Annotated in this window: 25 protein-coding genes; 5 read left to right on the top strand and 20 right to left on the bottom strand. The window is 58.6% G+C overall.

The annotated features are described in order from the left end of the window. Positions 1-71: 71 nt before the first annotated feature. From ACYVI2_RS19530 to hydA, 9 genes are all read right to left on the bottom strand, one after another. Complete coding sequence (locus tag ACYVI2_RS19530) at positions 72-1,019, bottom strand: N-carbamoyl-D-amino-acid hydrolase (RefSeq protein ID WP_415818419.1); 948 nt, start codon at positions 1,017-1,019, stop codon at positions 72-74. Between the two features lie 90 nt (positions 1,020-1,109). Next, on the bottom strand, positions 1,110-2,537 hold the full coding sequence (locus ACYVI2_RS19525) for an FAD-binding oxidoreductase (protein WP_415818421.1): 1,428 nt from the start codon (positions 2,535-2,537) through the stop codon (positions 1,110-1,112). A 4-nt stretch (positions 2,538-2,541) separates the two neighbouring features. Then, positions 2,542-3,201, bottom strand: a complete 660-nt coding sequence (locus ACYVI2_RS19520) for an aspartate/glutamate racemase family protein (RefSeq protein ID WP_415818423.1) — start codon at positions 3,199-3,201, stop codon at positions 2,542-2,544. 32 nt (positions 3,202-3,233) lie between these two features. Next, positions 3,234-4,169: a dihydrodipicolinate synthase family protein gene (locus tag ACYVI2_RS19515; protein WP_415818425.1), complete on the bottom strand. Its 936-nt coding sequence runs from the start codon at positions 4,167-4,169 to the stop codon at positions 3,234-3,236. A gap of 105 nt (positions 4,170-4,274) precedes the next feature. Next, complete coding sequence (locus tag ACYVI2_RS19510) at positions 4,275-4,943, bottom strand: amino acid ABC transporter permease (RefSeq protein ID WP_415818427.1); 669 nt, start codon at positions 4,941-4,943, stop codon at positions 4,275-4,277. A 15-nt stretch (positions 4,944-4,958) separates the two neighbouring features. Beyond that, positions 4,959-5,636 carry an amino acid ABC transporter permease gene (locus tag ACYVI2_RS19505; protein WP_415818429.1) on the bottom strand — a complete coding sequence of 226 codons (678 nt, stop codon included), beginning with the start codon at positions 5,634-5,636 and terminating at the stop codon, positions 4,959-4,961. Next, positions 5,636-6,388, bottom strand: coding sequence for an amino acid ABC transporter ATP-binding protein (locus ACYVI2_RS19500; RefSeq protein ID WP_415818431.1), 753 nt, complete (start codon positions 6,386-6,388; stop codon positions 5,636-5,638). The genes ACYVI2_RS19505 and ACYVI2_RS19500 overlap by 1 nt, the downstream gene beginning before the upstream one ends. A 28-nt stretch (positions 6,389-6,416) precedes the next feature. Further along, on the bottom strand, positions 6,417-7,271 hold the full coding sequence (locus ACYVI2_RS19495) for a transporter substrate-binding domain-containing protein (RefSeq protein ID WP_415818433.1): 855 nt from the start codon (positions 7,269-7,271) through the stop codon (positions 6,417-6,419). 52 nt (positions 7,272-7,323) lie between these two features. Continuing rightward, a complete protein-coding gene (gene hydA / locus ACYVI2_RS19490) occupies positions 7,324-8,823 on the bottom strand; it encodes a dihydropyrimidinase (RefSeq protein ID WP_415818435.1) in 1,500 nt (499 codons plus the stop codon). A 252-nt stretch (positions 8,824-9,075) separates the two neighbouring features. Between hydA and ACYVI2_RS19485 the strand changes: the two genes are divergently transcribed. Then, positions 9,076-10,059 (top strand): LysR family transcriptional regulator, encoded by a 984-nt coding sequence (locus tag ACYVI2_RS19485; protein ID WP_415818437.1) that lies wholly within the window; start codon positions 9,076-9,078, stop codon positions 10,057-10,059. On the opposite strand, the gene ACYVI2_RS19480 is transcribed toward ACYVI2_RS19485, so the two are convergent. Genes ACYVI2_RS19480 through ACYVI2_RS19435 form a run of 10 tightly spaced genes read right to left on the bottom strand, consistent with a single transcriptional unit; the run spans position 10,010 to position 20,324 of the window. Further along, complete coding sequence (locus ACYVI2_RS19480) at positions 10,010-10,972, bottom strand: tripartite tricarboxylate transporter substrate binding protein (protein ID WP_415818439.1); 963 nt, start codon at positions 10,970-10,972, stop codon at positions 10,010-10,012. The genes ACYVI2_RS19485 and ACYVI2_RS19480 overlap by 50 nt on opposite strands. Positions 10,973-11,023: 51 nt before the next feature. Next, positions 11,024-11,791, bottom strand: coding sequence for an SDR family oxidoreductase (locus tag ACYVI2_RS19475; protein WP_415818441.1), 768 nt, complete (start codon positions 11,789-11,791; stop codon positions 11,024-11,026). 17 nt (positions 11,792-11,808) lie between these two features. After that, positions 11,809-12,828 (bottom strand): cyclase family protein, encoded by a 1,020-nt coding sequence (locus ACYVI2_RS19470; protein WP_415818443.1) that lies wholly within the window; start codon positions 12,826-12,828, stop codon positions 11,809-11,811. 41 nt (positions 12,829-12,869) lie between these two features. Continuing rightward, complete coding sequence (locus ACYVI2_RS19465; protein WP_415818445.1) at positions 12,870-13,907, bottom strand: zinc-dependent alcohol dehydrogenase; 1,038 nt, start codon at positions 13,905-13,907, stop codon at positions 12,870-12,872. Positions 13,908-13,966: 59 nt separating this feature from the next. Continuing rightward, positions 13,967-15,223: an ABC transporter substrate-binding protein gene (locus tag ACYVI2_RS19460; RefSeq protein ID WP_415818447.1), complete on the bottom strand. Its 1,257-nt coding sequence runs from the start codon at positions 15,221-15,223 to the stop codon at positions 13,967-13,969. Between the two features lie 41 nt (positions 15,224-15,264). Then, positions 15,265-15,975, bottom strand: a complete 711-nt coding sequence (locus tag ACYVI2_RS19455; RefSeq protein WP_415818449.1) for an ABC transporter ATP-binding protein — start codon at positions 15,973-15,975, stop codon at positions 15,265-15,267. After that, a complete protein-coding gene (locus ACYVI2_RS19450; protein WP_415818451.1) occupies positions 15,962-16,681 on the bottom strand; it encodes an ABC transporter ATP-binding protein in 720 nt (239 codons plus the stop codon). Before ACYVI2_RS19450 ends, ACYVI2_RS19455 begins: the two co-directional genes overlap by 14 nt. After that, a complete protein-coding gene (locus ACYVI2_RS19445) occupies positions 16,668-17,669 on the bottom strand; it encodes a branched-chain amino acid ABC transporter permease (protein ID WP_415818453.1) in 1,002 nt (333 codons plus the stop codon). The genes ACYVI2_RS19450 and ACYVI2_RS19445 overlap by 14 nt, the downstream gene beginning before the upstream one ends. Continuing rightward, the gene (locus ACYVI2_RS19440; protein WP_415804095.1) at positions 17,666-18,550 is read right to left on the bottom strand and encodes a branched-chain amino acid ABC transporter permease; all 885 of its coding nucleotides are present in this window, start codon (positions 18,548-18,550) and stop codon (positions 17,666-17,668) included. The genes ACYVI2_RS19445 and ACYVI2_RS19440 overlap by 4 nt, the downstream gene beginning before the upstream one ends. A gap of 40 nt (positions 18,551-18,590) precedes the next feature. Then, a complete protein-coding gene (locus tag ACYVI2_RS19435; protein WP_415818455.1) occupies positions 18,591-20,324 on the bottom strand; it encodes an acetolactate synthase catalytic subunit in 1,734 nt (577 codons plus the stop codon). A 150-nt stretch (positions 20,325-20,474) separates the two neighbouring features. On the opposite strand from ACYVI2_RS19435, the gene ACYVI2_RS19430 reads away from it, so the two are divergent. After that, entirely contained in the window at positions 20,475-21,194 is a 720-nt protein-coding gene (locus ACYVI2_RS19430; RefSeq protein ID WP_415818457.1) for a GntR family transcriptional regulator, read from the top strand. 22 nt (positions 21,195-21,216) lie between these two features. On the opposite strand, the gene ACYVI2_RS19425 is transcribed toward ACYVI2_RS19430, so the two are convergent. After that, the gene (locus ACYVI2_RS19425) at positions 21,217-21,969 is read right to left on the bottom strand and encodes a GntR family transcriptional regulator (RefSeq protein ID WP_415818459.1); all 753 of its coding nucleotides are present in this window, start codon (positions 21,967-21,969) and stop codon (positions 21,217-21,219) included. Positions 21,970-22,075: 106 nt separating this feature from the next. Here ACYVI2_RS19425 and ACYVI2_RS19420 point away from each other — a divergent pair, with 106 nt between their 5' ends. The 3 genes from ACYVI2_RS19420 to ACYVI2_RS19410 are packed head-to-tail and all read left to right on the top strand — an operon-like array spanning position 22,076 to position 25,969. Then, complete coding sequence (locus ACYVI2_RS19420; protein ID WP_415818461.1) at positions 22,076-23,431, top strand: class-II fumarase/aspartase family protein; 1,356 nt, start codon at positions 22,076-22,078, stop codon at positions 23,429-23,431. A gap of 39 nt (positions 23,432-23,470) precedes the next feature. Next, positions 23,471-24,451 carry a Bug family tripartite tricarboxylate transporter substrate binding protein gene (locus tag ACYVI2_RS19415; RefSeq protein WP_415818463.1) on the top strand — a complete coding sequence of 327 codons (981 nt, stop codon included), beginning with the start codon at positions 23,471-23,473 and terminating at the stop codon, positions 24,449-24,451. Positions 24,452-24,463: 12 nt separating this feature from the next. Further along, positions 24,464-25,969, top strand: coding sequence for a fumarate hydratase (locus ACYVI2_RS19410; protein WP_415818465.1), 1,506 nt, complete (start codon positions 24,464-24,466; stop codon positions 25,967-25,969). Positions 25,970-25,995 lie beyond the last annotated feature (26 nt).

Below are 25,995 nucleotides of genomic sequence, written 5' to 3'. Positions count from 1 at the left end.
GGCGCGGCGTGGGGGCTTCGTTTGCCGCTGGCCGGCGAAACACTAGTCCGCCGGCCTCAAAGACACATAGATCAGATCTTTGGAATCGGCAAAGGCTCGCCTGCACCGGTGCGCTCCACGATGATTTTGTAGTGCTCAGGCCGGCGATGCTTGGCGAAATTGAAGACGTGATTACGGAAATTCTCGACCCACGACAAGTCCGCCGACGTCGCAATGACCTCGTCGTCTTCGGATATGGCGCGCGCAACAATCTCACCCGTGGGGGCGACGATGACGGAACCGCCAATCATGTGATGCCCGTCTTCCGATCCGCATTTGGCGGCGGCGGCGATCCACATCGCGTTCTGATAAGCACTGGCCTGCAGCGACACCAGATGGGTCGACATGCGCAAGTGCACGGGCTCGTTCCAATGAATGTTGACAGATGGTGTGTTGTAACCCAATACACCAACCTCTGCGCTCTGCAATGACATCACGCGCCACGTCTCGGGCCAACGGCGGTCATTGCACAGGCACATGCCAACACGTGTATCGAATGCCTCGAACACGGGAATGCCGACGTCGCCGACCTCGAAGAACTTCTTCTCCAGATGCTGGAATGGCGCATCCACCTTGTGATCGGAATGCCCCGGCAAGTGAATCTTGCGGTATTTTCCGATGATGTTGGCATTCGCGTCGACCAGGATACTGGTGTTAAAGCGTTCGCCGCTGGGAGTCAGTTCTGCATATCCCAGATAGAACCCAACGCCCCGAGCCTTCGCGGCGTCGAACAGCGGCTGCACATCCTTGTTCGGCATGGATCGTTCAAAAAAACGTTCGACGGCCTCTTCCTCGGTCATCCAGTAACGCGGAAAGAACGTGGTCAGCGCCAGCTCTGGGAACACGACGAGCTTCGCTCCTCTGGAGGCGGCCTCGTTCAACATCTCGACGAGCCTCTTTACCACGGCGGCGCGGCTATCGTTCAAATGCACCGGTCCCATCTGGGCAACGGCGATTCCCAAGTGTCTGCTATCACTCATACTTATCTCATTTAAAAAATGCACGACATTGAAAGAAACGTGCGGTACTGCGAAAAATTTTCATGCCCTTGAATGTCGGAGCCACGATGCTCAAAGCAACTTCCCAGGGTTCATGATCTGGTTTGGATCGATAGACTGCTTGAGCTGCATCATCAGATCCAGCTCGACAGAGGATTTGTAGTTGCGCAACTCATCGCGCCGCAATTGCCCGACGCCGTGTTCGGCGCTGATGCTCCCATTGGCCTCATCGACAAGGTCATGCACAAGGCGATTGAGCTGCCTCACGGCTTGCGACATTTCAGGTGTGGGCGTATCTAGCGGCATCAGCACATTGAAATGCAAGTTGCCATCGCCCATATGGCCAAAATTAATGATGCAGGCGTCGGGCATGACCTTTTTCACGGCGGCGTCCGCATCAGCCACGAAGCGAGGTAGCTTCGATATAGGTAAAGCGATATCGTGCTTGATCGCCTTGCCAGCCCGGACCTGCGCCTGGGAGATTCCCTCACGGATTTTCCAGAACGCCTGTCGTTGCGCAATATTGAGCCCGACGGTGGCGTCCTCGACGTATCCGGCGGCCATGGCTCGCTCGAGCGTCCCTTCCAACATCTCTGCCAGGCCATTCTCGTAAGTATCGGCCAGTTCGACCAGGGCATGGAATTTATGCGCATTCGCCAACGGCCGCCTTGCATCCGTGATGTGACGCATAATGAGATCCACCGAGGCTTGCGTCAGCATCTCGAATGCAACAAGGCGATCTCCGCAGGTATCCCGGCTCAATGCCAACAAGGCCAGCAGGCTTTCCATGCTATCGCAACCGACCCACGCCGCCACACGCGCCACGGGCTGAGGAAACAGCTTGAGTACGGCGGCGGTCACGACGCCGAGCGTCCCTTCCGAGCCGATGAAGAGATCCCGCAACGCGTAGCCAGTATTGTCTTTGCGTAACGCGCGCAGACCATTCCAGATGCGGCCATCGGGCAGTACGACCTCCAGACCCAGCGCCAGGTCCCGGGTATTGCCATAACGCAGCACCGCAACGCCCCCGGCATTGGTCGCCAGATTGCCCCCTATGGTGCAACTGCCCTCGGACCCGAGACTGAGAGGAAAATAACGATTCACCTCCTGAGCCGCCTCTTGAACATGCGCAAGCAACACTCCGGCCTCTGCGGTGATCGTATTATTCAAGGGATCGACTTCTCTGATGCGCCGCAGCCGCGACGTGCTCAGAATCAATTGCGCACCGCTCTCATCAGGCGTGGCCCCGCCACTCATTCCCGTATTGCCTCCCTGGGTCACCACCGGAATGCGTGTTTCGTGACAGAGACGCATCACCTGCGCGACTTGCTGAGTACTCGCTGGACGCACCACCGCGCAACTACGGCCGTGCCACTTCTTCAGCCAGTCAGTGTCGTGATCGTCTTTTTGCTGCGCGTCGCTGACGAGTCCCGACTCTCCGACGATTTCGGATAAGCGCTGCAAGAACTGGGACTTGAGGTGGGGGATGGATCGGCTCATGCACTCACCATCCCAGGCGCAGGCGTCCCAGCGCCATGGCGACGGTTGCCTGGCTGGGTTCGACGACGGGCAACCCGACGGCTTGTTGCAGCGATTCGCGATAGCGCGCCATCCCGGCGCATCCCATGACCAGCACATCGGCCCGATGCTTGTCTCGCAACGACTTGCCGGCCTCTATCATGGACGTCAATGTCGCCTCGCTATCGGACAATTCCGCTACCGTACGCCCGATCGCGACTTCGCCTGCCACACGGTCGCTGATCCCCATCGCGGCCCAGGCCCGCATATGCCGGGGGATTGAAACATCCAGGATGGCAATGACGCCGAACGTCCGACCCAAGATCATCGCCGCCAAAGCCGCCCCTTCGCTGATACCCAGCGACAAGACATCCGGGATCTCCCGCAGCGAATGCAGCCCGGGATCGCTAAAGCATGCCGTCACAAATCCCGCTGCATCCTCTCGGTGCTGCTCGGCGAACTCCCGCACCAGCACGGCGGCCAGATCAACGTCGCGCTGTGTCTGAATCCCGGGCGGCCCCTCTTTCAAGGTCACACACTCGATTATCGGCGCATCGTCCTGGCGCAGGATATCCAGCGCAGCGTCAATCCCGGCAGTCACGCCTGTGTTGCTATTTGGATTGATCACATAAAGCGTTTTCTTCATGGTTTGTCCTTTTGGGCCGTCGCTTTCGCTTATCAAGCCAACGCCTTTTCCTGGCGCGCGATCAGACGTGTCAGTTCCTCGTGATCCCGTGCGTCCAGAACGGGGCCGGGCTTGCGCACAAATGCCGAACGAATCGCGCCACGGCGACGCAACGTTTCCTTGCGCAAAGCCAGGCCGATGCCGTACTGGAATTCATGACGCAGCAGCGGCAGATAAATGTTGAACAGATCTTCAGCGGCTTCGGATTTCCCCTCGCTAAACAGCTGACATACCTGAACCAACATCTCGGGAAACGCGAACCCCGTCATCGCCCCATCGGCGCCGCGCAGTATTTCCTGCGGCAGGAACAGTCCGCCATTGCCGACCAGAATGCTGATGCGCCGCCGTCCGCTCGTCTCACTGTCATGCCTGACTTGGCTCAACTTGCGCATGCCGGGAAAGTCTTCGTGCTTGAGCATGACCACCTGCTCGAACTCGTCGATCAGACGATTGATGACCGATACCGAGGTATGCACACCCGTCGCCTGCGGGAAATCCTGCAGGCAGATCGGTGTGCCTCGCCCCAGCAATTTCGCAATATTGGCGTAGTATCCGTAGACCTGTTCGTCAGTCTTCAGATTGGGAACCGGGGCGACCATGACCCCCGCCGCACCCAGATCCATGGCCTCCTTGGAGAGCCGTTCGATATGGCGATTCGACGAATGGCTCACGCCCACTACAACCGGCACTCGAGCGTCAACGCGTTTGAGGATGCGTTCCATCACCAGGGTTGTTTCCGCTTCGCTGAGCTTGGGCGCCTCGCCCATCATGCCCAGGATGGTAAAGCCGGTCACGCCTTTCTCAAGATAAAAATCGGTCAGGCTGTCGATGCTATACAGGTCGACCTCGCCCTGGTCATCAAACGGCGTCGCGGCAATGATGTACACGCCGCTGGCCTGCTCTGTGAGGCGATGCGATTGGGTAGCCATAGGTTGAATCACTCCAAAAAATCTTGATCAGCCCGCTCAGGGCGTAGTTTCCCCACGAGGACGTATCAGTGCGTCCTGAAATTCGTGAATTGGTGTCTTTATCGTCTAGCGCGACCGCCTATGCTCCAGCCTGCCCAGCCAGCGGGTCAGGGGCCACAACAACACCAGATACATCAGCGCCGCGAGCACAATGGGCGACGGGTTGTAGAGCAGTGCCTGAGCATCTCTGGCAGAACGCAGCAGCTCCGGCAGCGCCACGACACTGGCGATGGTCGTCAACTTCAACACCTCGATACTGTTGCCCACCAGATCAGGGAGCACATTACGAGCGGCCTGCGGGACCAGGACATAGCAAAGCGCCTGCCAGCGCGCCAAGCCGGTCGAGCGAGCCGCCTCCATCTGCCCTTTCGGTACGCCCTCGAGGCCGGCGCGAAAAACCTCTGCGTAATAGCTGGCGTTATTCAATACAAAAGCGATGACGACAGCAGTCAGCTTGTCCAACTCAATCCCGAGAAACGGCCAACCAAAGTAGACCAGTATGAGCAACACCAACGGAGGAAACGCGCGAAAGAAATCGATATAGGCAATCACTCCCCATCGCAGCCATCGGCGGCTGGATTGCGTGACGATCACCGCCAGCACCAGACCCGATATCGCGCCAAGCGGAATCACGATGGCCGACAACCAGACGGTGGTCCAGAGGCCCTTCATCAAATACGGAAAAACATCCGCATAAAGAGGCAGGTTAAAGAAATTCTGGATCAGGCTTTCCATAGTGTCACCCGGCGCTCAGCATCGAACCCAATTTCTTTCCAACCATCTGGATAGAATCACCAGTGGCAGAAAGATGACTACGTACGACAACGCTGCCATCATCAAAGGGGTGGGATTTCCGGACAAGCTGCTTGCGCCTTGCGCCGCATTGAGCAACTCGTTCAGTGACACCACCGATCCCAATGCCGTGTTCTTCGTGATGGAAATGATGCGATTGGTCAGAGTGGGTACGGCACGCCGCAGCGCCTGCGGCAGCACGACCCATCGCATCGCGGACCACCATGACAAGCCCGTTGATCGCGCCGCCTCCATCTGGCCGTCAGGCAATGACGAGATTCCCGCCCAGACACTCTCTTCGGCATAAGCAGCCAGCACCAGAGAGAGCGCAAACCACGTCACGAACAACGCCGACAGGGGCAAGCCCACCTCGGGCAGGCCGAAGTACATCACGATCAGGATCACCAAAGGCGGCAACGACCTCAACACATCGGCAAACGCCACGATCGCCAACGTCAGGACTCGGCATTCCAGCGCTCTGAGTATGGCCAGGGCCACGCCCAGAACAGTGCCTGTCAGCACTACTGCCAGCCCGGTTCCCAACGTCACCGCTGCACCGACAGCGAGCGCCGGCAGATACTGGACGGCGATATCGACGTTGAAAAACGTAAAGAAAAATCCGCTGGACGTTCCCATCAGTGAACGAGCCTATTCGCGTAGCGAGCCAGAAAGCTGCGGGTTCGTGTCTCTTTCGGATGTTCGAAGATGTCGGCCGCGCTGCCTTGCTCTACAACGATCCCGCCATCCATAAAGACGACTTTGTCCGCGACAGCATGCGCAAATGCCATTTCGTGCGTGACCACCAGCATAGTCATTCCGCTTGCGCGCAGCTCTCGCATGACCTCCAGAACGTCTTCGACCAGCTCCGGGTCCAGCGCACTGGTCGGCTCATCAAACAGGATGATCTGGGGCGCGAGCGCAATGGCTCGTGCTATGCCGACACGCTGTTGCTGCCCACCCGACAGCTGTCCCGGCATGGCATCTGCCTTATGTCCCAATCCGACGCGCTCCAATGCCGACATGGCGATCCTGCGTGCTTCGTCCGTGCTGTGTTTCTGCACTTTGCACAGCGCCAGCTTGACGTTATCCAGCGCATTCAGATGGGGATACAGATTGAACTGTTGAAACACCATCCCCACATCCTGACGCATCCGGTTGATATCCGTCTTGGGGTCCAGGACATTATGGCCGTTGGCTACGATGCTGCCTGAGCTGGGGACTTCCAGCAGATTGCAGCATCGCAACATCGTGCTTTTCCCGGACCCCGAAGGGCCGATCACGCACACGAGTTGTCCTTTATTCACCTGCAGGTCTATGCCGCGCAACACCTCGGTCTGACCATACTGCTTGCGCAGGCCGGAGATCTCAAGAATGGCATTGGTACTCATGACATACCCCTTAGTTCTCGTCTGCTGCTCAGGCGCACTTAGGCTGTACCGGTGCGGGGTCGTAGCCCTCCATATCGGGCACACCCGTTCCCGGCGCGATGCGAACGGCGGCATCTTCTGCCGCGGGCTTGAATCCGAACCACTTCTCCGCCAGCTTCGACACCGTTCCATCCTGCTTCATGCATTTCAGGACATTCGATACCTGGAGCCTTCCCTCCTGGTCATCCTTGCGAAATGCCAATGCCCATACCAGACCAGTCTTGATGGTGTAGCTGGTCACCAAGCGCGGGTTCTGCTTCGCCACCCAGGCGACCACGGTTGTGCCCGCCAGATTGAAATCCGCGCGCGATGCCTGCACCGCTTGAACCGCATCCGCATTGCCGCCATAAACGTCATAGCGAAAGCCATATTTCGCGGCATTGTCGTGTGCCCAGGCCTCGTAATTGGAGCCCTTGTTCACGGCGATCACCTTGCCCTTCAATTGCTCCAGAGACTCGAGGGGCGGCTCATTCTTGCGACCGAGAAACGTGTAGTCCGTGTCCAGATATCCCTCTGTGAACAGCAAGGCCTTGGCGCGCTCTGGTGTCACGGTGACCGGTGCAATCAGAAAATCGTATCGGCGGCTGTTCAGCCCCGGCACCAGCCCGGAAAACTCCGCCGGTTCGATGGTGATTTCACGGCTCAGGCGTTTTGCGATCTCTTTGCCGAGATCTACATTGAACCCCTGCAGCCCGCCCCCTAGACTGGCCATCGCGTGCGGCGCGAACGTCGCGTCCACGGCCGTCCGTATCGGCGCGTTTTGCGCGGCACTCTGGCTTGCCAGCCCGACTAACAACGAACTTCCGATCAAGCAACTACCAAAAAACAGTTTCAGACCTTGCATGAACATCCCCTTGTTCTGTCAGGAATTCACCGGAATACCGGCTTGTGTGAAACTACTCAGTTGCGGTTGCGGATTTCAGCCCGATAAATTGACTGAATATTCCGCGGCCCTCAGCAGGCGCACGGCGATTCAGCACCGGATCAGGGCGAGACCTCGCGATGAATTGGCCGCTGCCGCGCTCGACTTGGAGCTGGTTGTCTTTGATGACACAACGCCCGCGGCTGTAAACCTCGACCGGCCAACCCTGGATTTCCCTGCCTTCATAGGGCGTATAGCCGACACGGTCGTGCAGCATCTCGGCAGACACCACAGTCTTGCGATTCGGATCCCAAAGCACCACGTCGGCATCCGCGCCCACAGCAATCGTCCCTTTTCTTGGCGCCAGACCATACATCTGCGCATGATTCGTCGACGTCAGGGCCACGAACTCCTCGGGCGTCAAACGGCCTTTCATGACCCCTTCGGAAAACAGCAAAGGCAGGCGCAGCTCGATCCCCGGCACGCCATTGGCCATTTCTTTGAACGTGGTGGCGTCTCCTTTAGGCAGCTTGCCCGACTCGTCAAAACGATAAGGCGCATGGTCAGAGGAATAGACATTCAATGTTCCATCCTTGAAACCTTGCCACACGGCTTCTTGCGACGCCTTGTCTCCAGGAGGTGGGCTGCAGCAGAATTTCGCGCCTTCGAATCCCGGCAGATCGGAGTCCTTCGCCTCGAGGAACAGGTACTGCGGGCAGCTCTCGGCATACACCTGGGCCCCCAAATGCTGCGCCTTTCGAATGATGTCCACGGTCTCGGCGCCTGCGACGTGCACGATAAGCACCGGCACATTGATCAATCGCGACAAGGCAATGGCGCGATGGGTCGCCTCGGATTCCGCCAGCGGATCATGCGATATCGCATGAAACTTTGGCGCCGTATGGCCGCGCTCCAGCAAGCGGCGTGCGACCCAACGGATCATGTCGTGATTCTCGGCATGCAGCATGACCATCGCCCCACGCTCACCCGCCACTGCCAGCACATCCAGCAGTTGGTAGTCATCGAGCTTGAGCTTGTCATAGGTCATGTAGACCTTGAACGAGGTAATGCCCGCATCGATGACGGCGGGCAGATCGTGCATCAGTGCCTGTTCGTCGGGGTTGGCCAGGATCAAATGGAATCCATAGTCGATCACGGCTTTTTCTCTGGCCCGGCGCGAGTAGTCCTCCAACACATCGGGGATACGGTCGTTTCGATGCTGCGCGGCAAAGGACAGAATCGTGGTGGTGCCGCCAAAAGCGGCGGAGACCGTACCAGAGTAAAAATCGTCCGCGCACATCACGCCCATGCCGGACAATTGCTCGATGTGCGTATGGCTGTCGATGCCACCGGGCAGTACCCACAGACCACCCGCATCCACATCCTGTTTGCCGGCAGGCAGCCCCTGCGCGACTTCAACGATGACACCGTTGCGCACGCCGATATCGGCAAAAAAAATGCGATCCGCATTGCTTATCCGCCCGTTGCGGATAGTGAGATCGAATTCGACGGGAGACGTATCTGAAGGCTGCATCAGCTAATGGCTCAGGAAGTTCCAATTGAGAGAATTATTGGACCTCCGTTACCCTTATGCCTATTGCTTCTTTAGTCCCATTGATTAACATGAGGTTAAGGAATTTCGGCCGATGAGGATATTTTTCTAGGGAAAACCCTTAATTAATAGAGAAAAATTCGCCTTTTGTACAATTTTGACTGCCCGCCATTGGCATAAGTGTTAACCCTGAATTCCTGCCGGATAGCCTGTACCAGCCCCGATACCCCACCTATGAAGCTCAATATCCGACAGATCGAAGTGTTTCGAGCCGTGATGATTACCGGGTCCATCCGGGGAGCTTCGGAAATGCTGTTCGTCTCGCAGCCCGCGGTCAGCCGGCTGCTCTCGCATACCGAACAACGCATCGGTTTTCCGCTATTCAACCGGATCCGCGGACGCTTGCAGGCTACGCTGGAAGCCAAGAAACTATTCCATGAAGTCGAGGTCGTGTACGAAGGCGTGCAGCGCGTAAACGATATGGCGCGCGAACTGTTTGAGCACCAGGAAGGGATTCTCAACATTGTCGCCAGCCCGAGCCTTGGCCAGATGCTCATACCGGTTGCCATTGCGAGCTATCGGCACACGCACCCGCATGTAAAGCTCACGTTCCATTATCTGAATCACAACCCGCTGACCGAACGGCTGCTGAAGCGGCAGGCAGACCTCGCCGTCACGATCCTGCCCATCAAACACCCCAGCCTGGAACAAGAAGAAATCGCACGCGCCCAGTTGGTGTGCATCTGCCCCTACAACCATCCGCTGTCACGCAGGGCCGTCCTGGAAATCAAAGACCTGCTGGCCTATCCGTTCATCTCATACGAGAAATCGTCGCCGTTTGGACGCATGGTGCAGGGCATGTTCGAAGAAAGCGAGCTGCCGCTGCGTCCCGTCGTCGAGGTAGGGTCGCCGCAAAATGCATGTGCGCTTGTACAAGCTGGCGCAGGCATTGCCCTCGTTGACCAGTTCTCGGCCCGCAGTTGGTCGGCCAGCCGACTTGTCACTCGCCCCATTGCAGAGAGTCCGACCCTGAGAGCCCACCTGGTTCGCCTGCGCGACGAACCTGTCTCGCAACTATCGCAGTCCTTTATTGACACGCTGAAGGACGTCATCCGGAAAGAAGGACATTCGGGGATCGAGATACCAGGAGCAGCGCTCGGCTATACGTCTATCGATCTTTCACCGGAGCCCCTGCAGCCTCCAAGCGCGGCAACATGAGCTTGTATTCCTGCTTGAGAAGCTGGGCATAGTCCTGTCCGCTGAGGTAGGCGGGGTCTATGCCCATCTTGCTCAAACCGCTCACCAGATCGGGATTCTTCATCGCCGCTGCCAACGCCTGTTCCAGCCTCGAGCGCACAGCTGCAGGCGTTCCCTTCGGTACGGCGACGCCCATCCAGGAACCGATCTCGACGTCCACGCCAGCTTCTTTCAAGGTAGGCATTTCCGGCAAGGTCTGCCATCTATCAGGGCTGACTGACGCCAACAGGCGAACTTTCCCCGACTCTACGAATGGCGTTATCTCTGAAGGCGTCTGGATCACTGCAGCGATCTGCCCGGCGGCTAGCGCCGTCACAGCCTCAGTGCCTGACTTATACAGTACCTGCTCCAGATTGGCACCGGTCTTCTTGGCGATGTCGAAGAACGCGAGATTATTGGGTGCTCCCGGCGTGCCGAAAAACAGAGGATGGCCCTTTGCATCGCGTGCGGCTTGCACAAATTCCTGCACCGTCTTATACGGTGCGTTTGCCTGAACCGCCAATCCATAGCGATATCGACCTGAACCACCGACAAACTCGAAATCGTCGATCGTATAGGGAACATCGATCATATGAGGCGTAATTGACACAGCGGACAGCGTGATAATGCCCAGGGTATAGCCATCAGGGGCCTGCCGCATCAAATGGGCGGGCCCCAGTGTTGCCTGGGCGCCTGCCTTGTTTTCCACGACGACAGGTTTTTTGAGTTCCTGTTCCAATGCTTTCGCCAACAGTCTGGCAGCAACATCCGTGACGCCCCCTGCGCCATAATTCACAATCAGGCGCACTTCCCGATCGGGATACGATGCCGCACAGACCATCGGCATCGAAAAACTGATGCACAACCCAGCAAGCAGATATCTCATCCAGCTCATTTTTTGTCTCCTGTTATTGTGGCGCGTCGATAAAAAGCGACGTGCATCGTGCTAGCCCATAAACGAACCGCCATTCACATCAAGCACGGCACCGGTCACAAAACCGGCCTCCTCCGAGGCCAGGAACGCCACTGCCGCCGCGACGTCCTCCACCGTTCCCAGCCGTCCGACCGGAATGCGAGTCAAGTACTGTGCATTGACGTCAGCGCCCGCCGCATTGGCCATCGGCGTCACGATGCGGCCGGGCGCCACACAGTTTGCCGTCACGCCGTATGGTCCAGCCTCGCCTGCCAGATTGCGTGCCAAGGTCACCAGTCCGGCCTTGGACGCCGCATAGTGACCTCCTGCTACCGTTGACAACGTGCGTGCGGCTTGAGACGAGATATTCACTATCCGTCCGTAACCCTGCTGTCTCATGAGCGGCAAGCAGGCCTGTGCACACAGGAAAGCGCCCGTTAGATTGACGTCGATAACCTCGCGCCACTCGGTCGCATCGACCGTTTCCATCGACGCCCGTTTCCCGCCGTGCTTCGGCGATATGCCTGCGTTGTTGACGAGAATATCGACTTTGCCAAATCGCTCGGCGACGGTCCGAAAAGCCAATGCGACGGCCTCACTGTCGGCCACGCTGCCCGAAACCGCCAATGACCGCTGCCCACTCGCGTCCAGCTCATCTTGCGCCCGACGCGTCTGGGTGTCGTCCACATCCCACAGCACGACAGAAGCGCCCTCTGCATAAAAGCGTTTTGCAACGGCATATCCAATCCCCTGCCGGGCGCCAGTCACGACCGCAACCCGGCCCTCGAAACGAGGTTTCATGATGTCTATTGCCATAGCTAGACCGTCGCCACGGGAGTAAGAGGGGAACCGAACGAGCCCGGCAGTCGCAACGGCGGGCTGGTCAGCATGAAATGATGCCGGTGATTCGCGCGCAGCCATCGCGCCAGTGGCGTGAGATACCAGAGTTCGCCCAGATGGATACCCAAACGGAACAAACAGACCTGGTGCAGCGGCAATCCCTCGCAATGATCACAACCCTGGTGATCATAGGGATAGGCCTCGACAGCAAAATTATCCGCAATCAGGACAGAGATGCCGCTGTCCTCTATCCATCGCGCAAGCCGCTTGTCGCGGCCATCCAGCACCGCGCACGAATGGTGCAATACATGCGGATCCGGATCGCCCTTCATATCGACGAGTTTCTGAGCGAATCCCGTGTGCAGGCACAACATATCGCCAGGAGCGACATCGATCTTATCCGCATCGATCACCCGCTTTAACATTTCATAATCGACAAGCGTCCGTGCATCGCCATAGTGCGCATGCAGATCTATCAATACGCCCCTGCCCTGAACACAAGTCTCGGCCATCTTCTCGATGCCCAATCGGTGTGCATACGCCGGCTGGCCTGACTGCGGCGGTTTGATGTGTTCGTCCGCACGAAAGCCGTTGTAATACATCGGCTGCGCGGTACCGTCACCCTGTGCGTCGAAATATTGGCCCACGTGGGACAGTGCGTCCCATTGCGTCGAATACTGGGTAAACAACGTTACCGAGTCATCGCTGGAACAATCCACATAACGGTTGTCTTCCAGCTTCAACGGGTAATTGACGCTGGGCTTGCCTTCTTTGCGAGTGGCCACATGACGTTGCGGCGGATGCCGGTTCGGATTGAGCGCCGTCCCGCCGGGCAGATCCAAGGGCAGGCTCAGGCAGAACGCAATCCCCTTGCGGATCTCCCGGGCAGCTGCCAGGCGCTTCTCGGGCGTGAGGAGATTCAGCCGCCCCAGTTCATCGTCCTCGCCATAATCCCCCCAGTTCGAACCAGGTGGACGCACTTTCCAACGCTTCGACATTTTCCTTGCACTCCTGTTGTAAGTAGCGCTTGCCTGCCGCGTCAAGGACGCAGGATGACTTTCGACACTTCTCGATTTCGACAAAGGTCAAAACCCACTAATCCGTCGGACAAAGGCATTTCGCGCGAGATCATGGCCCGCACACTATCCGGCTCGTTCGCAATTCGGTGCGCCACGGCATGCCAAGAGGAACGGCGCGACGCGTGCGCCCCCCGTATTTGCTGACGATTTCGGACTAAAGACGTCACATCGAACACGGCTTGTTCTGCGTGGATCCCCGCGCATACCAGCACGCCCTCTTTACGCAGCAGACCCAACCCATCGCCGATACTGGAGGCCCGTCCCGTCGCTTCTAACACCACGTCAGCCAGTCGATTGCCGGTGCGCGCCATCACCGCGGACCGAAGATCCGGCGTCTCATCCAGATCAATGGCATGAGTCGCCCCCACCTGCAATGCCGTCTTTAAGCGGGACTCATCGCCTTTTCCCACCACGATGACCTGGGATGCCCCCCGCCATCGAGCACATCGTGCAATAGCCTGGCCAATGGTCCCCGGTCCCAGTACGACCACGGTGTCACCCATGGACACGGCGCCGATCTGCGCGGCGTTATCTCCCACACTCAGCGGCTCCATGAGCGCGGCGAGCGCCATATCTATGTGCTCAGGCAATCGAATGCAACTGACGGACGGCACACGGACATAGCGCGCAAATGCACCATCGCGAGTCAACCCCACCGTGCTCCGGTGCATGCAGCGCTGCGGATATCCGGCAAGGCAATGCTCGCACTTCATACAACTGGTACTGGGGATGATCGCCACCAGATCGCCGATCTTCGAACTGGACACACCGGCCCCTATATTGACTACGCGCCCGGAGAACTCATGGCCGAGCGTGACGGGAAGACGCTCGCGCATGAACTCATAGTTCTCGCCCCAGTCGTACACATGAAGATCCGAACCGCAGATTCCCACTGCGGCGACCTCGACCAAGACCTCGTCCGGCTGCAGGTCGCCAGGCTCCTCTACGTGCTCCAGATCGAGTCCTTGTACGGGTGCCGTTTTTCTCAACGCGAGCATGGCGACTCCTCATCTTTCAAAGTATTGATCGAACGAATGCCCTCTCGGCAGCGATCGCCTTATTTGCCCACGTCCGCGCGTTTCCCCCACTCTGGCAGAGGCATGGTGATATTGCTGGTCACCCCAAACTCCGGCGGGTAAATCGTGCGGATTTGCCGCTCTTGCCACTGATCTATCATCGGAAAGGCACGCGTGTTGTTTCCCGTCTGGGGATCGAATTTCAAGCCCCAACCCACAATCGTCGAGCCCACAGGTTTATCCAGCGCGAGGAATGCTGCCCGCACTTTTTCTGGATCAGTACCACCGGCGGCCGGCAATATTTCAGACAGCAGCACCCACATGGCGTTAAAACCCATCGCGGAATGCGCCGACGGTTTGCGTTGGAATTTCTTTTCGTAGGCGGAATGAAATTCCTTGAACAACTGCGCCGCCTCCGGGCTCAAGCCCTTTGGATTGAAATAGGCGGACGTGCCGGCATTGAACAGTCCGTTGACATCATCGCCCAGGGCCTCAGCAAAATCGGGAATATTGTGCGCTCCGCCGTTACCGATCAGCGCCTTCAGTTCCAGTTTGGCTTCACGCGCCTGGCGCCAGAAAAGAATGCCATCAGGGGTATAGGAACACGCAATGACAATGTCCGGCTTGGCTGACTTGAAGCGCTGCACCACCGACGAAAGATCAGTCGTCTTGTAGCTATAGCTGGCAGTATCCACCACCTGCACGCCCTTATCCTGCAGCCACTTCTTTGCCCCCTCGGCGACGGCCGTGCCATAGGAGCTGTCCTCGTTCATGATCGCCACGCGGGCATTTTTCAACGGGATATTGAGTTTGGGCAGAATGATGTCAGTCGCATACTGCGCGCCCCCACGGCCCAGCTCCGTAGCCGGGTAGATAAAGCGGAAAAGATTCTTGAAACCGCGCTTGGTAATGTCATCCGCGACGGCGCCTTGCTCGACATAAATGACACCATTTCGCTCGGCGACCTGGCTGGCGGCAAATGAGATCGAACTCGCGTACGACCCGACAATCACCTGCACGCTGTCCCGCGTGATCAACCGTGTGGCTTGCGAAGCGGCCTCGTTCGAGCCGGGCACATCGCTGGTCGCAAAGACGATTTTTTCGCCATTCACGCCACCTTTTTCGTTCGCCATATCTCTGGCGAGCTCAAAGCCGCGATTGACGTCATTCCCCAGCGACGACAGCGGACCGGTCAGTGGCAACAGCACGCCGATTTTTATGTCCGCTACGGAGCTGGCCGACGCTGCCACGATGAGCATGCCCAAACCAAGACGGATGCTTTTATGTATGTTCTTCAAATCTCCTCCTTCTGGCGATTGACCCTCGCCTCTATGTTGGACTACATGCCCAGATAGGCCTTTCTAACTTCTGGATTTCCCATTAGTTCATCGCTGCTGCCCGATAAAACGACCCGGCCATGCTTGATGACGTAGCCTCGATCGGCCGCCTTTATCGCCTGCCGTACGTTCTGCTCGACCAACAGCACGGTCGTACCCAACTGCCTGACCTGCGCAATGGCCTCGTACACCTTGGAGACGATGACAGGCGCCAGCCCAAGCGATACTTCGTCGACCATCAGCAATCTGGGCTTTGACATCAGGCCCCGGCCAATTGCACACATCTGTTGCTCGCCACCCGACAGCGTGCCGGCAAGCTGAGACTCGCGTTGTTTGAGCACGGGGAATAACTGAAATATCGTTTCCAGTGTGGCGTCGCGCTGGTCTCTCGCTCGCGGGCTGTAAGCGCCGAGTTCCAGATTTGTTCGCACAGATAATCTCGGAAATAGACGCCGTCCCTCAGGGACATACACCAGCCCCTGCTCGACCGCCTCGTGCGTCGCCAGGGGGGCCAAGCTTTTCCCCCCGAAGCTGAGGTCTCCACTGCTTGCCGGCATGAGCTTGGCGATCGTGCGCATCAACGTTGTCTTTCCTGCTCCGTTGGAGCCGACAATTGCCACGACTTCGCCTTCGTCGACATGCATATCGACGCCGAACAGAACTTCCGTATCGCCGTAGGAGGTGTGCACACCCTGTACTTCAAGCAACGGCATAGCCATCTCCCAGATACGAGCGGATGACCTCGGGCTGGCTCAGCACCTCACGTGGCAAGCCATCTGCGATCTTGCGCCCCTGGTCCAAGACAACCACCCGGTCGGCAATGTTCAACACGGCGTCGATATTGTGCTCGACCAGCACAATGGTCATACCACCTGCGCGCAGCTCTCGGATCATGTCGAGCAGTCCGTTCACCTCTGATAGATTCAGCCCCGCCATGACTTCATCGAGCAACAGTACGCGAGGCTCGGTGGCCAAGGCCCTGGCGATTTCCAGGCGCTTTTTCCCACTGATGGTCAATGCCGTGGAGGCGTGTGCTTCGCGCCCCGCCAAACCGACGCGTGCCAGCACATCCATGGCCTTTACGCGAGCTCGATGGATTGATGAGCCACGGCACAAGCCCGCGACCAACACGGTGTCGAGCACAGTCATCGAGGTAAAGAGCTGCGGGATCTGGTAGGTCCTGGCCAGGCCGGCCAGACACGTCGCGGCGCTGCCTTGATGAGGTAAATCGCGACCGTCGAATACGACCTCGCCGCCATCCCTGGGCATCGCGCCCGCAATCAAATTGAATAGCGTGGTTTTTCCTGCGCCGTTCGGCCCGATGAGCGCCACGATCTCGGCCTTGGCGACCGACAGGCTGACCTCGTTCACTGCAGTCAAGCCGCCAAACCGCTTCGATAGATTCTTAACCTCGAGCATGCTCGCCTCCGTGCCGGCGGCGCTTGGCGCTCCAGTCTTTCCAGGCCCCCACGACGCCCTGTGGCAACAGCATGACGATCAGCACCAATAACGCGCCGTATACCACCAGATGAGCGCCCGCTCCCGCCGAGCCCAACCAGTCTCTCAGGAACTCTTGCAACGGCATGGTGACCGCCGCGCCGAGCAACGGCCCCCAGAGCGTGCCTATCCCGCCTAATATGGACATCAACGCCAGATCGATGGAGATGGTCGTGTTGAATACGGTGCTGGGTTCGATATAAAGCACATACTGCGCCATCAATGTTCCGCCCAGCGACGTAAAGGCCGCGCTGATCAGAAATGCGATCAGCTTGTATCGCCGCAGATCTATACCCACGGCCTGCGCGGCGTCTTCGTTATCGCGCAGCGCTTGCAGATAGTAGCCAGCCCGGCTGCGAGACACGGCATAACAGACGGCGACGACGACCAGCAAAAATATGCCTGCCATCAACGCATAACTGCGTGGCTCGGAAAAAATCATGCGGGCGAAACCGGGCTTGTAGTCAATGCTGATACCGTACGGAATATCAGCAATGCGGCGGTACCACAACAACACAATGCGTACGGTTTCACCAACGGCGATCGTCGCCATCGCAAAAAACACACCACGTAGCCGGAACACGGGATACGAAATCAGGAAAGCCAGCGCCATCGAAATCGCCATACCCCCCAGCGCTCCTAGCCAGGGAGAAACACCTGCCATCGTGTAGAGCAGCGTCGAACTGTATGCCCCGATACCAAAGAACGCCGTATGCCCCAGAGAAAACTGCCCCGCATAGCCTCCAAGCAGATTCCAGGCCGAGGCCAAGCCTCCATATAGAAGAATGAGAAACAGCAGATTCAGATAGAACCTGTCCGCCACGATAAAAGGCAGGCCAATCGCAATGGCGACAAGAAAGACAGCGCCCAGCGCATCGCCACGACGGTAGTCAATGCGGTGTAAGGTCATTTGAGGCCCTCTTTCTCAGCACCGCCTACGCCAAATAGTCCGTTTGGTAAAAAGGCCAGCAACACAATCAACAGGACGAAATGCGTCGCCTCTTTCAAGTCGGGCTCCAGATATCCCACCAGCGTTTCGATCACCCCCAATATCAACCCGCCCGCGACCGTTCCGGCGACGTTGCCTAAACCACCCAGCACGACGGCGACAAACGAAATCAGCACAAAGCTCGATCCCACGGTCGGAAAGGCATAGAAACTGGGAACCAGAACCCCCCCCGCCAATACCGTCAGGCCAATACCGAGCGCGAACGCAATCGTCAGGACTTTATTGACATCGATGCCCACCAGCCGGGCAGCAGATAGATCCTGCGATACCGCCTCAATGGCGCGGCCGGTATAGGTGCGCTTCATGAAGAGCAGTGTGAGAACCATGGCCACGACGGCAAAGAGGAACGACACCAGACGTGTAGTACTGACATAGCCCCCCAGAAAGGGGATGGATTCCCAATCAGCCGTAAAGACCTTTACCGTCAGGAAATCCGCCGAAAACAACATCAGCGCGAGGTTCTGCAACACGATGGACAAGCCCAATGTGGCAAACACCTGCGTCATCTCGGTCTTGTAGATGGTGTAGCGAATCAAGCAGCGATAGAAAACCCAACCTATCGCCGCCCCGAACACGAGGATCACTGGCGCGCCCGCATATGGGTTCAATCCGGTCAGCTTCCACAGCCAATATGCCGCGTACATGCCGATCATCAAGAACTCGCCATGGGCGAAGTTGACCACCTTGGCCACGCCAAAGATCAGATTCAACCCCATCGCACCCAAGGCATAGACGCCGCCTAGCAGTACGCCAGAGATCAATAGTTGCAGAACCGTTTCCATTCACCCTCCGCAGTGGGGCACGCTTTTGCAGTGGATGAAATCAGTTGGACTCGTACCACGTCACCGGTGGAAAGGCATTGGGGTCGGTGATGACGTCGATGAGGGTCACCGTATCTGACGACATGGCTCGGTCCAAGGCGGCACCGAGATCCTCTGCCTTTTCCACACGGATGCCCTCGGCGCCTACCGCTCGGGCGATAGCAGCATGATCGACGGGGCTGAACTCGCAGGCGCTGGTGTATTCGCCGAACTTGATGTTTTCCGCATGCTTTTGATAGCCCAGAATCTGGTTGTTCAGTACGACCAGCACCACGGGAAGTTTCATCCGTACGGCGGTTTCGAGCTCGGCCCACGCATGGGCAAAACCTCCGTCACCGACGACGCAGAAAATCGGCGCCTGCGGCCGCGCCACGCGCACGCCCAACGCCATGGGGAATCCCCATCCCAGGCCTGCCAACCCACGAGGGGTAATGAACCGGCTGCCGGCTTTGCGCGCGCGCATATAGTTGGCAATCCAGATGGACGAGTAGCTGGCATCGGCGACCACGACCGATTCGGCTGTCAACCGCTTGTCGATTTCGCGCATGATGCGTTCCGGACGCATGGGCGCGGAGTCACTGCCTACGAGCGAGGCGACTTGTTCTTCGTGCTGTTCCCGGCCACGTTTGATCGCCGATTCGACCTCGGCGCGTGCTTGCTTTCTGGCTGAGGTGTCTATTGTGGCAAGCTGATCGCATAGCGCCTCCAAGGTGGTGCGCGCGTCCCCGATCAGCCGCAATGCCTCATAGTTTCGGCCGATTTCCTGGGCGTCCACATCGATGTGAATAAACCGCGCGCCCGACGGATAGAGTTTCCAGGAGTCGGTGCCATTCTGGTTGGTGCGATTCCCGACCAACAGCACGACGTCAGCATCCGAAATCAGGTGGCGCATGTATCGGGCAGAGCCGTTCTCACCCATAAAGTACGAAGCCACGCCGATCGACAACGGGTGTGTCTCATCCACGCCGCCCTTGCCCATCACGGTGGTCGCCACAGGCAGGCTGTACTGTTCCTGCAGGCGAGCCAAGGCCTGCGCTGCGCCTGATAAATGTACTCCACCGCCCGCAATCACTACCGGACTCTGCGCTGAAGCCAACAGCTCGGCCGCCTCTTTCAGCGCCTCACTATTGGGGAGAGAGCGGTCTAGCGGGAACTGCCCCAAATTCGCCTTGCGCTCAGCACTCGCCGGAGCCGGCTCCAGCAAAAAATCGGCCGGCAATAACAAAACCGCCGGACCAGGACGGCCGCCGCAGGCTGCCGTGAATGCCATGTCCAGATAGTCATCAATCCGATTGGGGTCGGTCACTCGCCTGACCCATTTTGTGACCGGACGGAACATCGATTCATGGTCCAGCTCCTGGAACGCGTTCTTGTCCGTCTGGTCTCTGGAGACCTCCTGGACCAAGGCAATGACGGGCACGGAAACCTTGAGAGCCTCGGCCAGCGGTGCCACCAGCAACGCAGCTGCCGGGCCGTTTTGCGCCGTCACGATGCCCACTTTGCCCGTGGCACGCGCATAGGCGTCGGCCATATAGCCGCCCGTATTTTCCTGGCGATAGGCGATCTGCTTGATCCCGAACTCCCGCCCAGCCAGATGCACCAGCGACGGCAGGCTTTGGCCAAACAGGCACGTCACGCCGTGCCGCTTCAGCCCCTCTGCCAGTCGATGCGCCACGGTGCCTTGATACAAAAGCCCGCGTGAAACCAATGCGTTGCTTGCCGCCGATGCCGCCATGAGAGTTGTCTCCGAGTCAGTGTTGTGATGTTTTTTTAAGTATTTTATAAAATATAATTTACGTCAACACCTCTTTCAAATTTTCGTCGAGCAGCCTGAGTACCCCGTGTGGATGTGGTATGAAGCAGTACTGACAAGACAACCCACCCTATGCGACTAGTCGATCCCACCTCCCCCTCGGACCAGCCAGACAGTCTGTCCGCGGCCCGAATCAGCCACTCGAACCTGTCATCAAAGGTCTATCAAGCATTACGATCGTCGTTGGCGATCGGGGAATTGATGCCGGGCCAGAAACTGACCGGCCGGATGCTCTCTGAAAGGCTGGGCGTCAGCCAGACACCCGTGCGCGAAGCCATGTTGCAGTTGGTGGCGGAGCGGGCATTGACGATGAACATCAATCGTTCCGTCACCGTGCCGACGCTTTCACGCGAGAAGTTCGTGGAACTGCGCGACATGCGCGTCGCGCTAGAGGGCTTGGCGGCTCGCTGCGCCGCAGAGCACGTCCAGGCGCAGCACATCACCGCACTCAAAGCCCTGCACAAGAAAATGATTGCGGCCAAGCGAGAGGGTCAATACTCGACCACCTTGCGGTTAAATCGGGAAATTCACTTCGGCGTATACGAACTGAGCCAACGCGAAGAACTCGTGGCGATGATCGAATCGCTGTGGGTGCGCACCGGCCCCTACCTGAATCTGATTTACAAAGACGTTGATCCCAACGCAATTGAACCGCATGAACACGAGGCCTTGTTTTCAGCGCTGAAGGCCCGCGACCCGCAGGCGTGCGAGGCCAGCATCGTGCGCGACATTATCGAAGGCGGGCGGCCTATTCTCGACCATCTTGTCACAACGACCAACGCCGACGGTTAACAGACGGGCTTGGCAATTGCCTTCACTGCTCTCGAATCAGCGTCGTCGAAAACTCATACCGTCCTGCAGGATGATAGGAACACGACGCTTCGACCAATTGACCAGCCTGATCCTTGTACTGCCGGCGGATCAACAGGCCAGGAGAATCTACCGGCACTTCAAGTTCCTTTGCGACCGGCGCTGGAATCGCGACTGCCGAAATCGTTTGCTCGACTGAAGCAATGCGGCGGCCGTAATGCTCTTCGATCAACTCCGACACCAGTCGATCTGGATGTTCACGGGCCAGCTTGCGCACGCCCTTGTAGTGAGTATCGACATACAAATCCGTCCACGCCACCGGCGGAGCTCCGTCGACACCGCGAGTCGACGAAAACTTCAACCACCGTGTCCCGGGCCCCACGCCCAAGTATGCGGCTAGTTCAACGTCCACCACGACTTCCTGAACCTGCTTGATCGTGCGTGGACTGCGCACCGCCAGTTGGACAAGATCCTCCAGCGAACTCAGCGACTGGCTGAAGCCGGCCTTCGGTCTAGCCGCAATCACCACCGTTCCACTGCCGCGGCGGCGCGCGATCAAGCCCAGATCCTGTAACTGGCGCAACGCGGCACGCACCGTATGGCGGCTGGCGTCAAACTGCTCCGTCAAGGTGTGCTCGGCAGGCAGCACCGTACCCACGGGATACACGCCATTTGCGATCAACCGTGCGAGTTCTTCTGAGATGCGGGTGTACAGCGTAATTGACATGGCGTAGGGGAAATCGGCGACAACCTCCATTCTATCTGTTGCCCTGGATGCCGCCCCGCTACGGGTAATTCCCGATATTGACGCGAAAAATCCCACCTGCTTAAATGTACGTACAACTTTTTATGAGCGTACATTTATGCCAGTCTCCGTCCTCGAATCCGCCCTGTTCAAAGACATGTTCGGCACCAACGCGATGCGCGCGGTGTTCGACGATGCCGCCACCGTACGGCGCTACGTGGAAACCGAAGTCGCGCTGGCCCGCGTGCAAGGCCGGCTAGGCGTCATTCCCGCGCAGGCCGCCGACGCGATTGCTGCGCGCGCGGACGCGGCGGCCATCGATATGGAAGAGCTGCGCATCGAGACCGAAATCGTCGGCTATCCCATCTTGCCGCTCGTACACCAGTTGTCGCGGATATGTGGCGCCGAAGGCGAATACCTGCATTGGGGCGCCACCACCCAAGACATCATGGATACGGCCACCGTGCTGCAGGTGCGTGATGCGCTGGAGATCATCGACGCCGACCTGGCCGCGCTGGACGACATACTGGACAAGCTCGCGCTGCAATATCGCGACACGCCGATGGCGGGCCGCACGCATCTGCAACACGCTCTGCCCATCACCTTCGGCTACAAGGCCGCCGTGTGGCTGTTAATGGTGCGCCGTCATCGCGAACGCCTCGCGCAATTGCGCCCACGCGTGTTGATCGGCCAATTTGGCGGTGCCGCCGGCACACTGGCTTCGCTCGGAGACCTGGGCCTGGCCGTACATGCAGCGCTCATGCAAGAACTGGGCCTCGGGGCAACGCCCATCACGTGGCATGTCGCCCGAGACGGCCTGGCAGAAACCGTGCAGTTTCTGGCGCTGGTCGCCGGATCGTTGGGCAAGATTGCTGTCGACATCATGTTGATGATGACCAACGAATTCAGCGAAGCCTTTGAACCGTTTGTGAAAGGCCGTGGCGCATCCAGCACGATGCCGCAAAAACGCAATCCGATTTCTTGCGAACTCATGTGGAGCGCCTCCAAAACCGTGCGTCAACATGCCGGACTCGCCTTGGACGCGATGTTGCAAGATTTCGAACGCGCGACAGGCCCGTGGCATATCGAATGGTCCGCCGTACCCGAAGCGTTCGTCTTGACCGCTGGCGCGCTGCATCAGGCGAAATTCATGCTGGGCGGTCTGGAGGTCGACACTGCACGCATGGCGAGCAACCTGGATATTTCCGGCGGTCTCATTGTGGCTGAAGCCGTCATGATGGGCCTGGCCCCGCATATCGGCCGCCAGACGGCGCATGACGTGGTCTATGACGCCTGCCGTTTTGCCGCGACTTCACGCCGCCGCTTGGCTGATGTCCTGAAAGAGGATGCCCGCGTCACCGAGCGGCTGGACGGTACGGCAATTGAACGCCTGTGCGACCCCGCCAACTATCTGGGCGCTGCGCCCGCCATGGTGGATCGCATGCGCGCCTATTCACTCTCAGGGCGAGCGTAAGCATTCGCCTCCACCACACATAACAGGACGGAGACACGCATGAAAAACTTGATAGCTGCACTCACCATCGCCGGGGCATTCGCCCTGCCGATGTCATCCCAAGCACAAGACAACTATCCCAATCGGGCCATCACCTGGATCGTGCCCTTTGCCGCGGGCGGGCCCACGGACGCGATGGCGCGCAACGTCGCCAATCGCGTTTCCCAGGAGCTGGGGCAGACCATTCTGGTCGAGAACGTCGGCGGCGCAGGAGGCACGATAGGCGCCACCAAAGCCGCCAAATCAGCGCCGGACGGCTATACATTCCTGGTCGGTCACATCGGCTATATGGCGGCAGCCCCTGCCCTCTATTCAAGCTTGCCTTACGATCCGGTCAAAGATTTCAAGGCGGTGTTTCGATTCCCCGACACCCCGTTGGTGTTGTTGGTAGGCGCGTCCTCGCCCTACCAATCCGTGTCCGACCTGGTCGCCTATGGCAAACAACACCCCGGGAAACTGAACTTCAGCAATGCAGGCGTAGGGTCCACCTCGCACTTGGTGGCAGCGATGTTCGCCAGCCAGGCCGCAATAGAGATCACCCCTATCGCCTACAAAGGCGCCGGCCCCGCATTGAACGATCTGATGGGCAACCAAGTCGATGCCATGTTCGATCAGACCAATACCGCCTTGCCGCAAACCAAGGGCGGCAAAGTGCGGGCACTGGGCCTGACCTCGCCGGACCGCATGGCGCAGTTTCCCGATGTGCCTACGATAGGAGAAAAGGCAATTCCCAAATTCGAGGTCGCGACCTGGTTTGGTCTATATGCACCGAAGGGCACACCGGATCAAGTCGTACAGACCTTGTATCAAGCATGGCAGAAGGCCGTGCAAGACAAAGACTTCACCAGCAAGATGAGCGATCAAGGCATCAAATTGCTGCCACCCGAACAATATGCTCCCGCGGCATTCCAGCAGTTCACCGCCGACGAAGGCAAACGCTGGGCCGCTGTCATCAAACAAGCCGGCATCACCCTGCAATAAGGGGAAAACAGCATGCGCCGCGTGTCCGCAACCGATATCGAAACCAGCATTGCTGACGCCTTGCAAGCGATCAGCTACACCCATCCCGCGGATTTCGTGCAAGCCCTGAAGACAGCGCATGCGACGGAAAGCAAGGCCCCTGCACGCCACGCACTGCTGCAATTGCTGATCAACAGCAAGCTCAGTGCGCAAGCTCGCCGGCCCGTCTGTCAGGATACTGGGGTTGCGCATGTCTACGTGACCATGGGCATGGATGTCCGCATCTACCACGATGAATCGGGCCCCACGCCCAGTCTGCAAAGCATTGCCAATCGCGCCGTCGCTCGCGCCTATGGCTGTCCGGCAAATCCATTGCGGGCGTCGATGATCCAGGACCCGCTCGGAACACGCCGCAACACGCGGGACAACACTCCCGCCATTGTCCAAGTGGAGCTCGTCGAAGGCGATGCATTGACGCTCACCGTCGTCGCCAAAGGTGGTGGCGGTGACGTCAAAACGCGCTACGCCATGCTCAATCCCAGCGATTCCGTGGCGGACTGGGTAGTGTCCCAGCTACCCGGCATGGGCGCAGGATGGTGCCCGCCCGGCGTACTGGGCTTAGGTATTGGCGGTACACCCGAACAAGCCGTATCGATGGCAAAGCGCGCATTGTTCACTCCCATCGACATGCAAGACCTGCTCAAGCGGGGCGCACGTGACGCCGAGGAGCAACTCAGGATAGAGGTCTTTCAGCGCGTCAACGCACTGGGCATCGGCGCGCAAGGCCTGGGCGGCGACACTACGGTCCTGGACGTCAAGGTCGCTACTTCGGCCTCGCATGCGGCACTCCTGCCCGTCGCCCTCGTACCAAACTGCGCGGCGACGCGTTTTGTTTCCTTTGAAATGCCCGACAATGGTCCTGCGCGCGTGCCGCAAACGGATTCCCATGTCTGGGATGGCATCCCCGATGCACTACCCGGCCAAGAAGGCAAACGCGTTGATCTCAACACCCTGACGCCGAGCGATGTCGCGCAGTGGGCAGCAGGCGAGACACTCTTGTTGTCGGGCAAACTCCTGACCGGACGCGATGCGGCACACAAGCGCATGGTGGACCTGCTCGCTAAAGGACTGCCCTTGCCGGTGCCACTGCGCAACCGTGCGCTCTATTATGTCGGCCCCGTGGATCCCATCGACGGAGAAGCCGTCGGTCCGGCAGGTCCCACCACCGCCACCCGCATGGACAAATTCATGCCGCGGCTATTGGCCGAAACCGGATTGCTCGTGACCATAGGCAAGGCGGAGCGCGGCCCTGTTGCGATAGATGCCATCAAGACAAACGGTGCCGCCTACCTGAGTGCGGTGGGTGGCGCCGCCTATCTCGTGGCGCGCGCGATCCGTGCGGCGCGTGTCGTCGCCTTCAAAGACCTTGGCATGGAGGCGATCTATGAATTCGAGGTGCGCGATATGCCCGTTACGGTGGCGATCGACGCCAGGGGCGAACGCGTTCACACCGTTTTCCCGCTGAAGGCCGTTAGCTGAGACGTTGAAATCTGCTGTGCGGTGCA

The sequence above is a fragment of the Bordetella tumbae genome (genome assembly GCF_054780995.1).
This window is presented reverse-complemented; position numbering and strand designations above follow the sequence as displayed.

Excerpts from the sequence above, each read along its gene's own strand:
- ACYVI2_RS19530 (WP_415818419.1), bottom strand. The coding sequence starts at position 1,019 with ATGAGTGATAGCAGACACTTGGGAATCGCCGTTGCCCAGATGGGACCG.
- ACYVI2_RS19525 (WP_415818421.1), bottom strand. The coding sequence starts at position 2,537 with ATGAGCCGATCCATCCCCCACCTCAAGTCCCAGTTCTTGCAGCGCTTA.
- ACYVI2_RS19520 (WP_415818423.1), bottom strand. The coding sequence starts at position 3,201 with ATGAAGAAAACGCTTTATGTGATCAATCCAAATAGCAACACAGGCGTG.
- ACYVI2_RS19515 (WP_415818425.1), bottom strand. The coding sequence starts at position 4,169 with ATGGCTACCCAATCGCATCGCCTCACAGAGCAGGCCAGCGGCGTGTAC.
- ACYVI2_RS19510 (WP_415818427.1), bottom strand. The coding sequence starts at position 4,943 with ATGGAAAGCCTGATCCAGAATTTCTTTAACCTGCCTCTTTATGCGGAT.
- ACYVI2_RS19505 (WP_415818429.1), bottom strand. The coding sequence starts at position 5,636 with ATGGGAACGTCCAGCGGATTTTTCTTTACGTTTTTCAACGTCGATATC.
- ACYVI2_RS19500 (WP_415818431.1), bottom strand. The coding sequence starts at position 6,388 with ATGAGTACCAATGCCATTCTTGAGATCTCCGGCCTGCGCAAGCAGTAT.
- ACYVI2_RS19495 (WP_415818433.1), bottom strand. The coding sequence starts at position 7,271 with ATGCAAGGTCTGAAACTGTTTTTTGGTAGTTGCTTGATCGGAAGTTCG.
- hydA (WP_415818435.1), bottom strand. The coding sequence starts at position 8,823 with ATGCAGCCTTCAGATACGTCTCCCGTCGAATTCGATCTCACTATCCGC.
- ACYVI2_RS19485 (WP_415818437.1), top strand. The coding sequence starts at position 9,076 with ATGAAGCTCAATATCCGACAGATCGAAGTGTTTCGAGCCGTGATGATT.
- ACYVI2_RS19480 (WP_415818439.1), bottom strand. The coding sequence starts at position 10,972 with ATGAGCTGGATGAGATATCTGCTTGCTGGGTTGTGCATCAGTTTTTCG.
- ACYVI2_RS19475 (WP_415818441.1), bottom strand. The coding sequence starts at position 11,791 with ATGAAACCTCGTTTCGAGGGCCGGGTTGCGGTCGTGACTGGCGCCCGG.
- ACYVI2_RS19470 (WP_415818443.1), bottom strand. The coding sequence starts at position 12,828 with ATGTCGAAGCGTTGGAAAGTGCGTCCACCTGGTTCGAACTGGGGGGAT.
- ACYVI2_RS19465 (WP_415818445.1), bottom strand. The coding sequence starts at position 13,907 with ATGCTCGCGTTGAGAAAAACGGCACCCGTACAAGGACTCGATCTGGAG.
- ACYVI2_RS19455 (WP_415818449.1), bottom strand. The coding sequence starts at position 15,975 with ATGCCGTTGCTTGAAGTACAGGGTGTGCACACCTCCTACGGCGATACG.
- ACYVI2_RS19450 (WP_415818451.1), bottom strand. The coding sequence starts at position 16,681 with ATGCTCGAGGTTAAGAATCTATCGAAGCGGTTTGGCGGCTTGACTGCA.
- ACYVI2_RS19445 (WP_415818453.1), bottom strand. The coding sequence starts at position 17,669 with ATGACCTTACACCGCATTGACTACCGTCGTGGCGATGCGCTGGGCGCT.
- ACYVI2_RS19440 (WP_415804095.1), bottom strand. The coding sequence starts at position 18,550 with ATGGAAACGGTTCTGCAACTATTGATCTCTGGCGTACTGCTAGGCGGC.
- ACYVI2_RS19435 (WP_415818455.1), bottom strand. The coding sequence starts at position 20,324 with ATGGCGGCATCGGCGGCAAGCAACGCATTGGTTTCACGCGGGCTTTTG.
- ACYVI2_RS19430 (WP_415818457.1), top strand. The coding sequence starts at position 20,475 with ATGCGACTAGTCGATCCCACCTCCCCCTCGGACCAGCCAGACAGTCTG.
- ACYVI2_RS19425 (WP_415818459.1), bottom strand. The coding sequence starts at position 21,969 with ATGGAGGTTGTCGCCGATTTCCCCTACGCCATGTCAATTACGCTGTAC.
- ACYVI2_RS19420 (WP_415818461.1), top strand. The coding sequence starts at position 22,076 with ATGCCAGTCTCCGTCCTCGAATCCGCCCTGTTCAAAGACATGTTCGGC.
- ACYVI2_RS19415 (WP_415818463.1), top strand. The coding sequence starts at position 23,471 with ATGAAAAACTTGATAGCTGCACTCACCATCGCCGGGGCATTCGCCCTG.
- ACYVI2_RS19410 (WP_415818465.1), top strand. The coding sequence starts at position 24,464 with ATGCGCCGCGTGTCCGCAACCGATATCGAAACCAGCATTGCTGACGCC.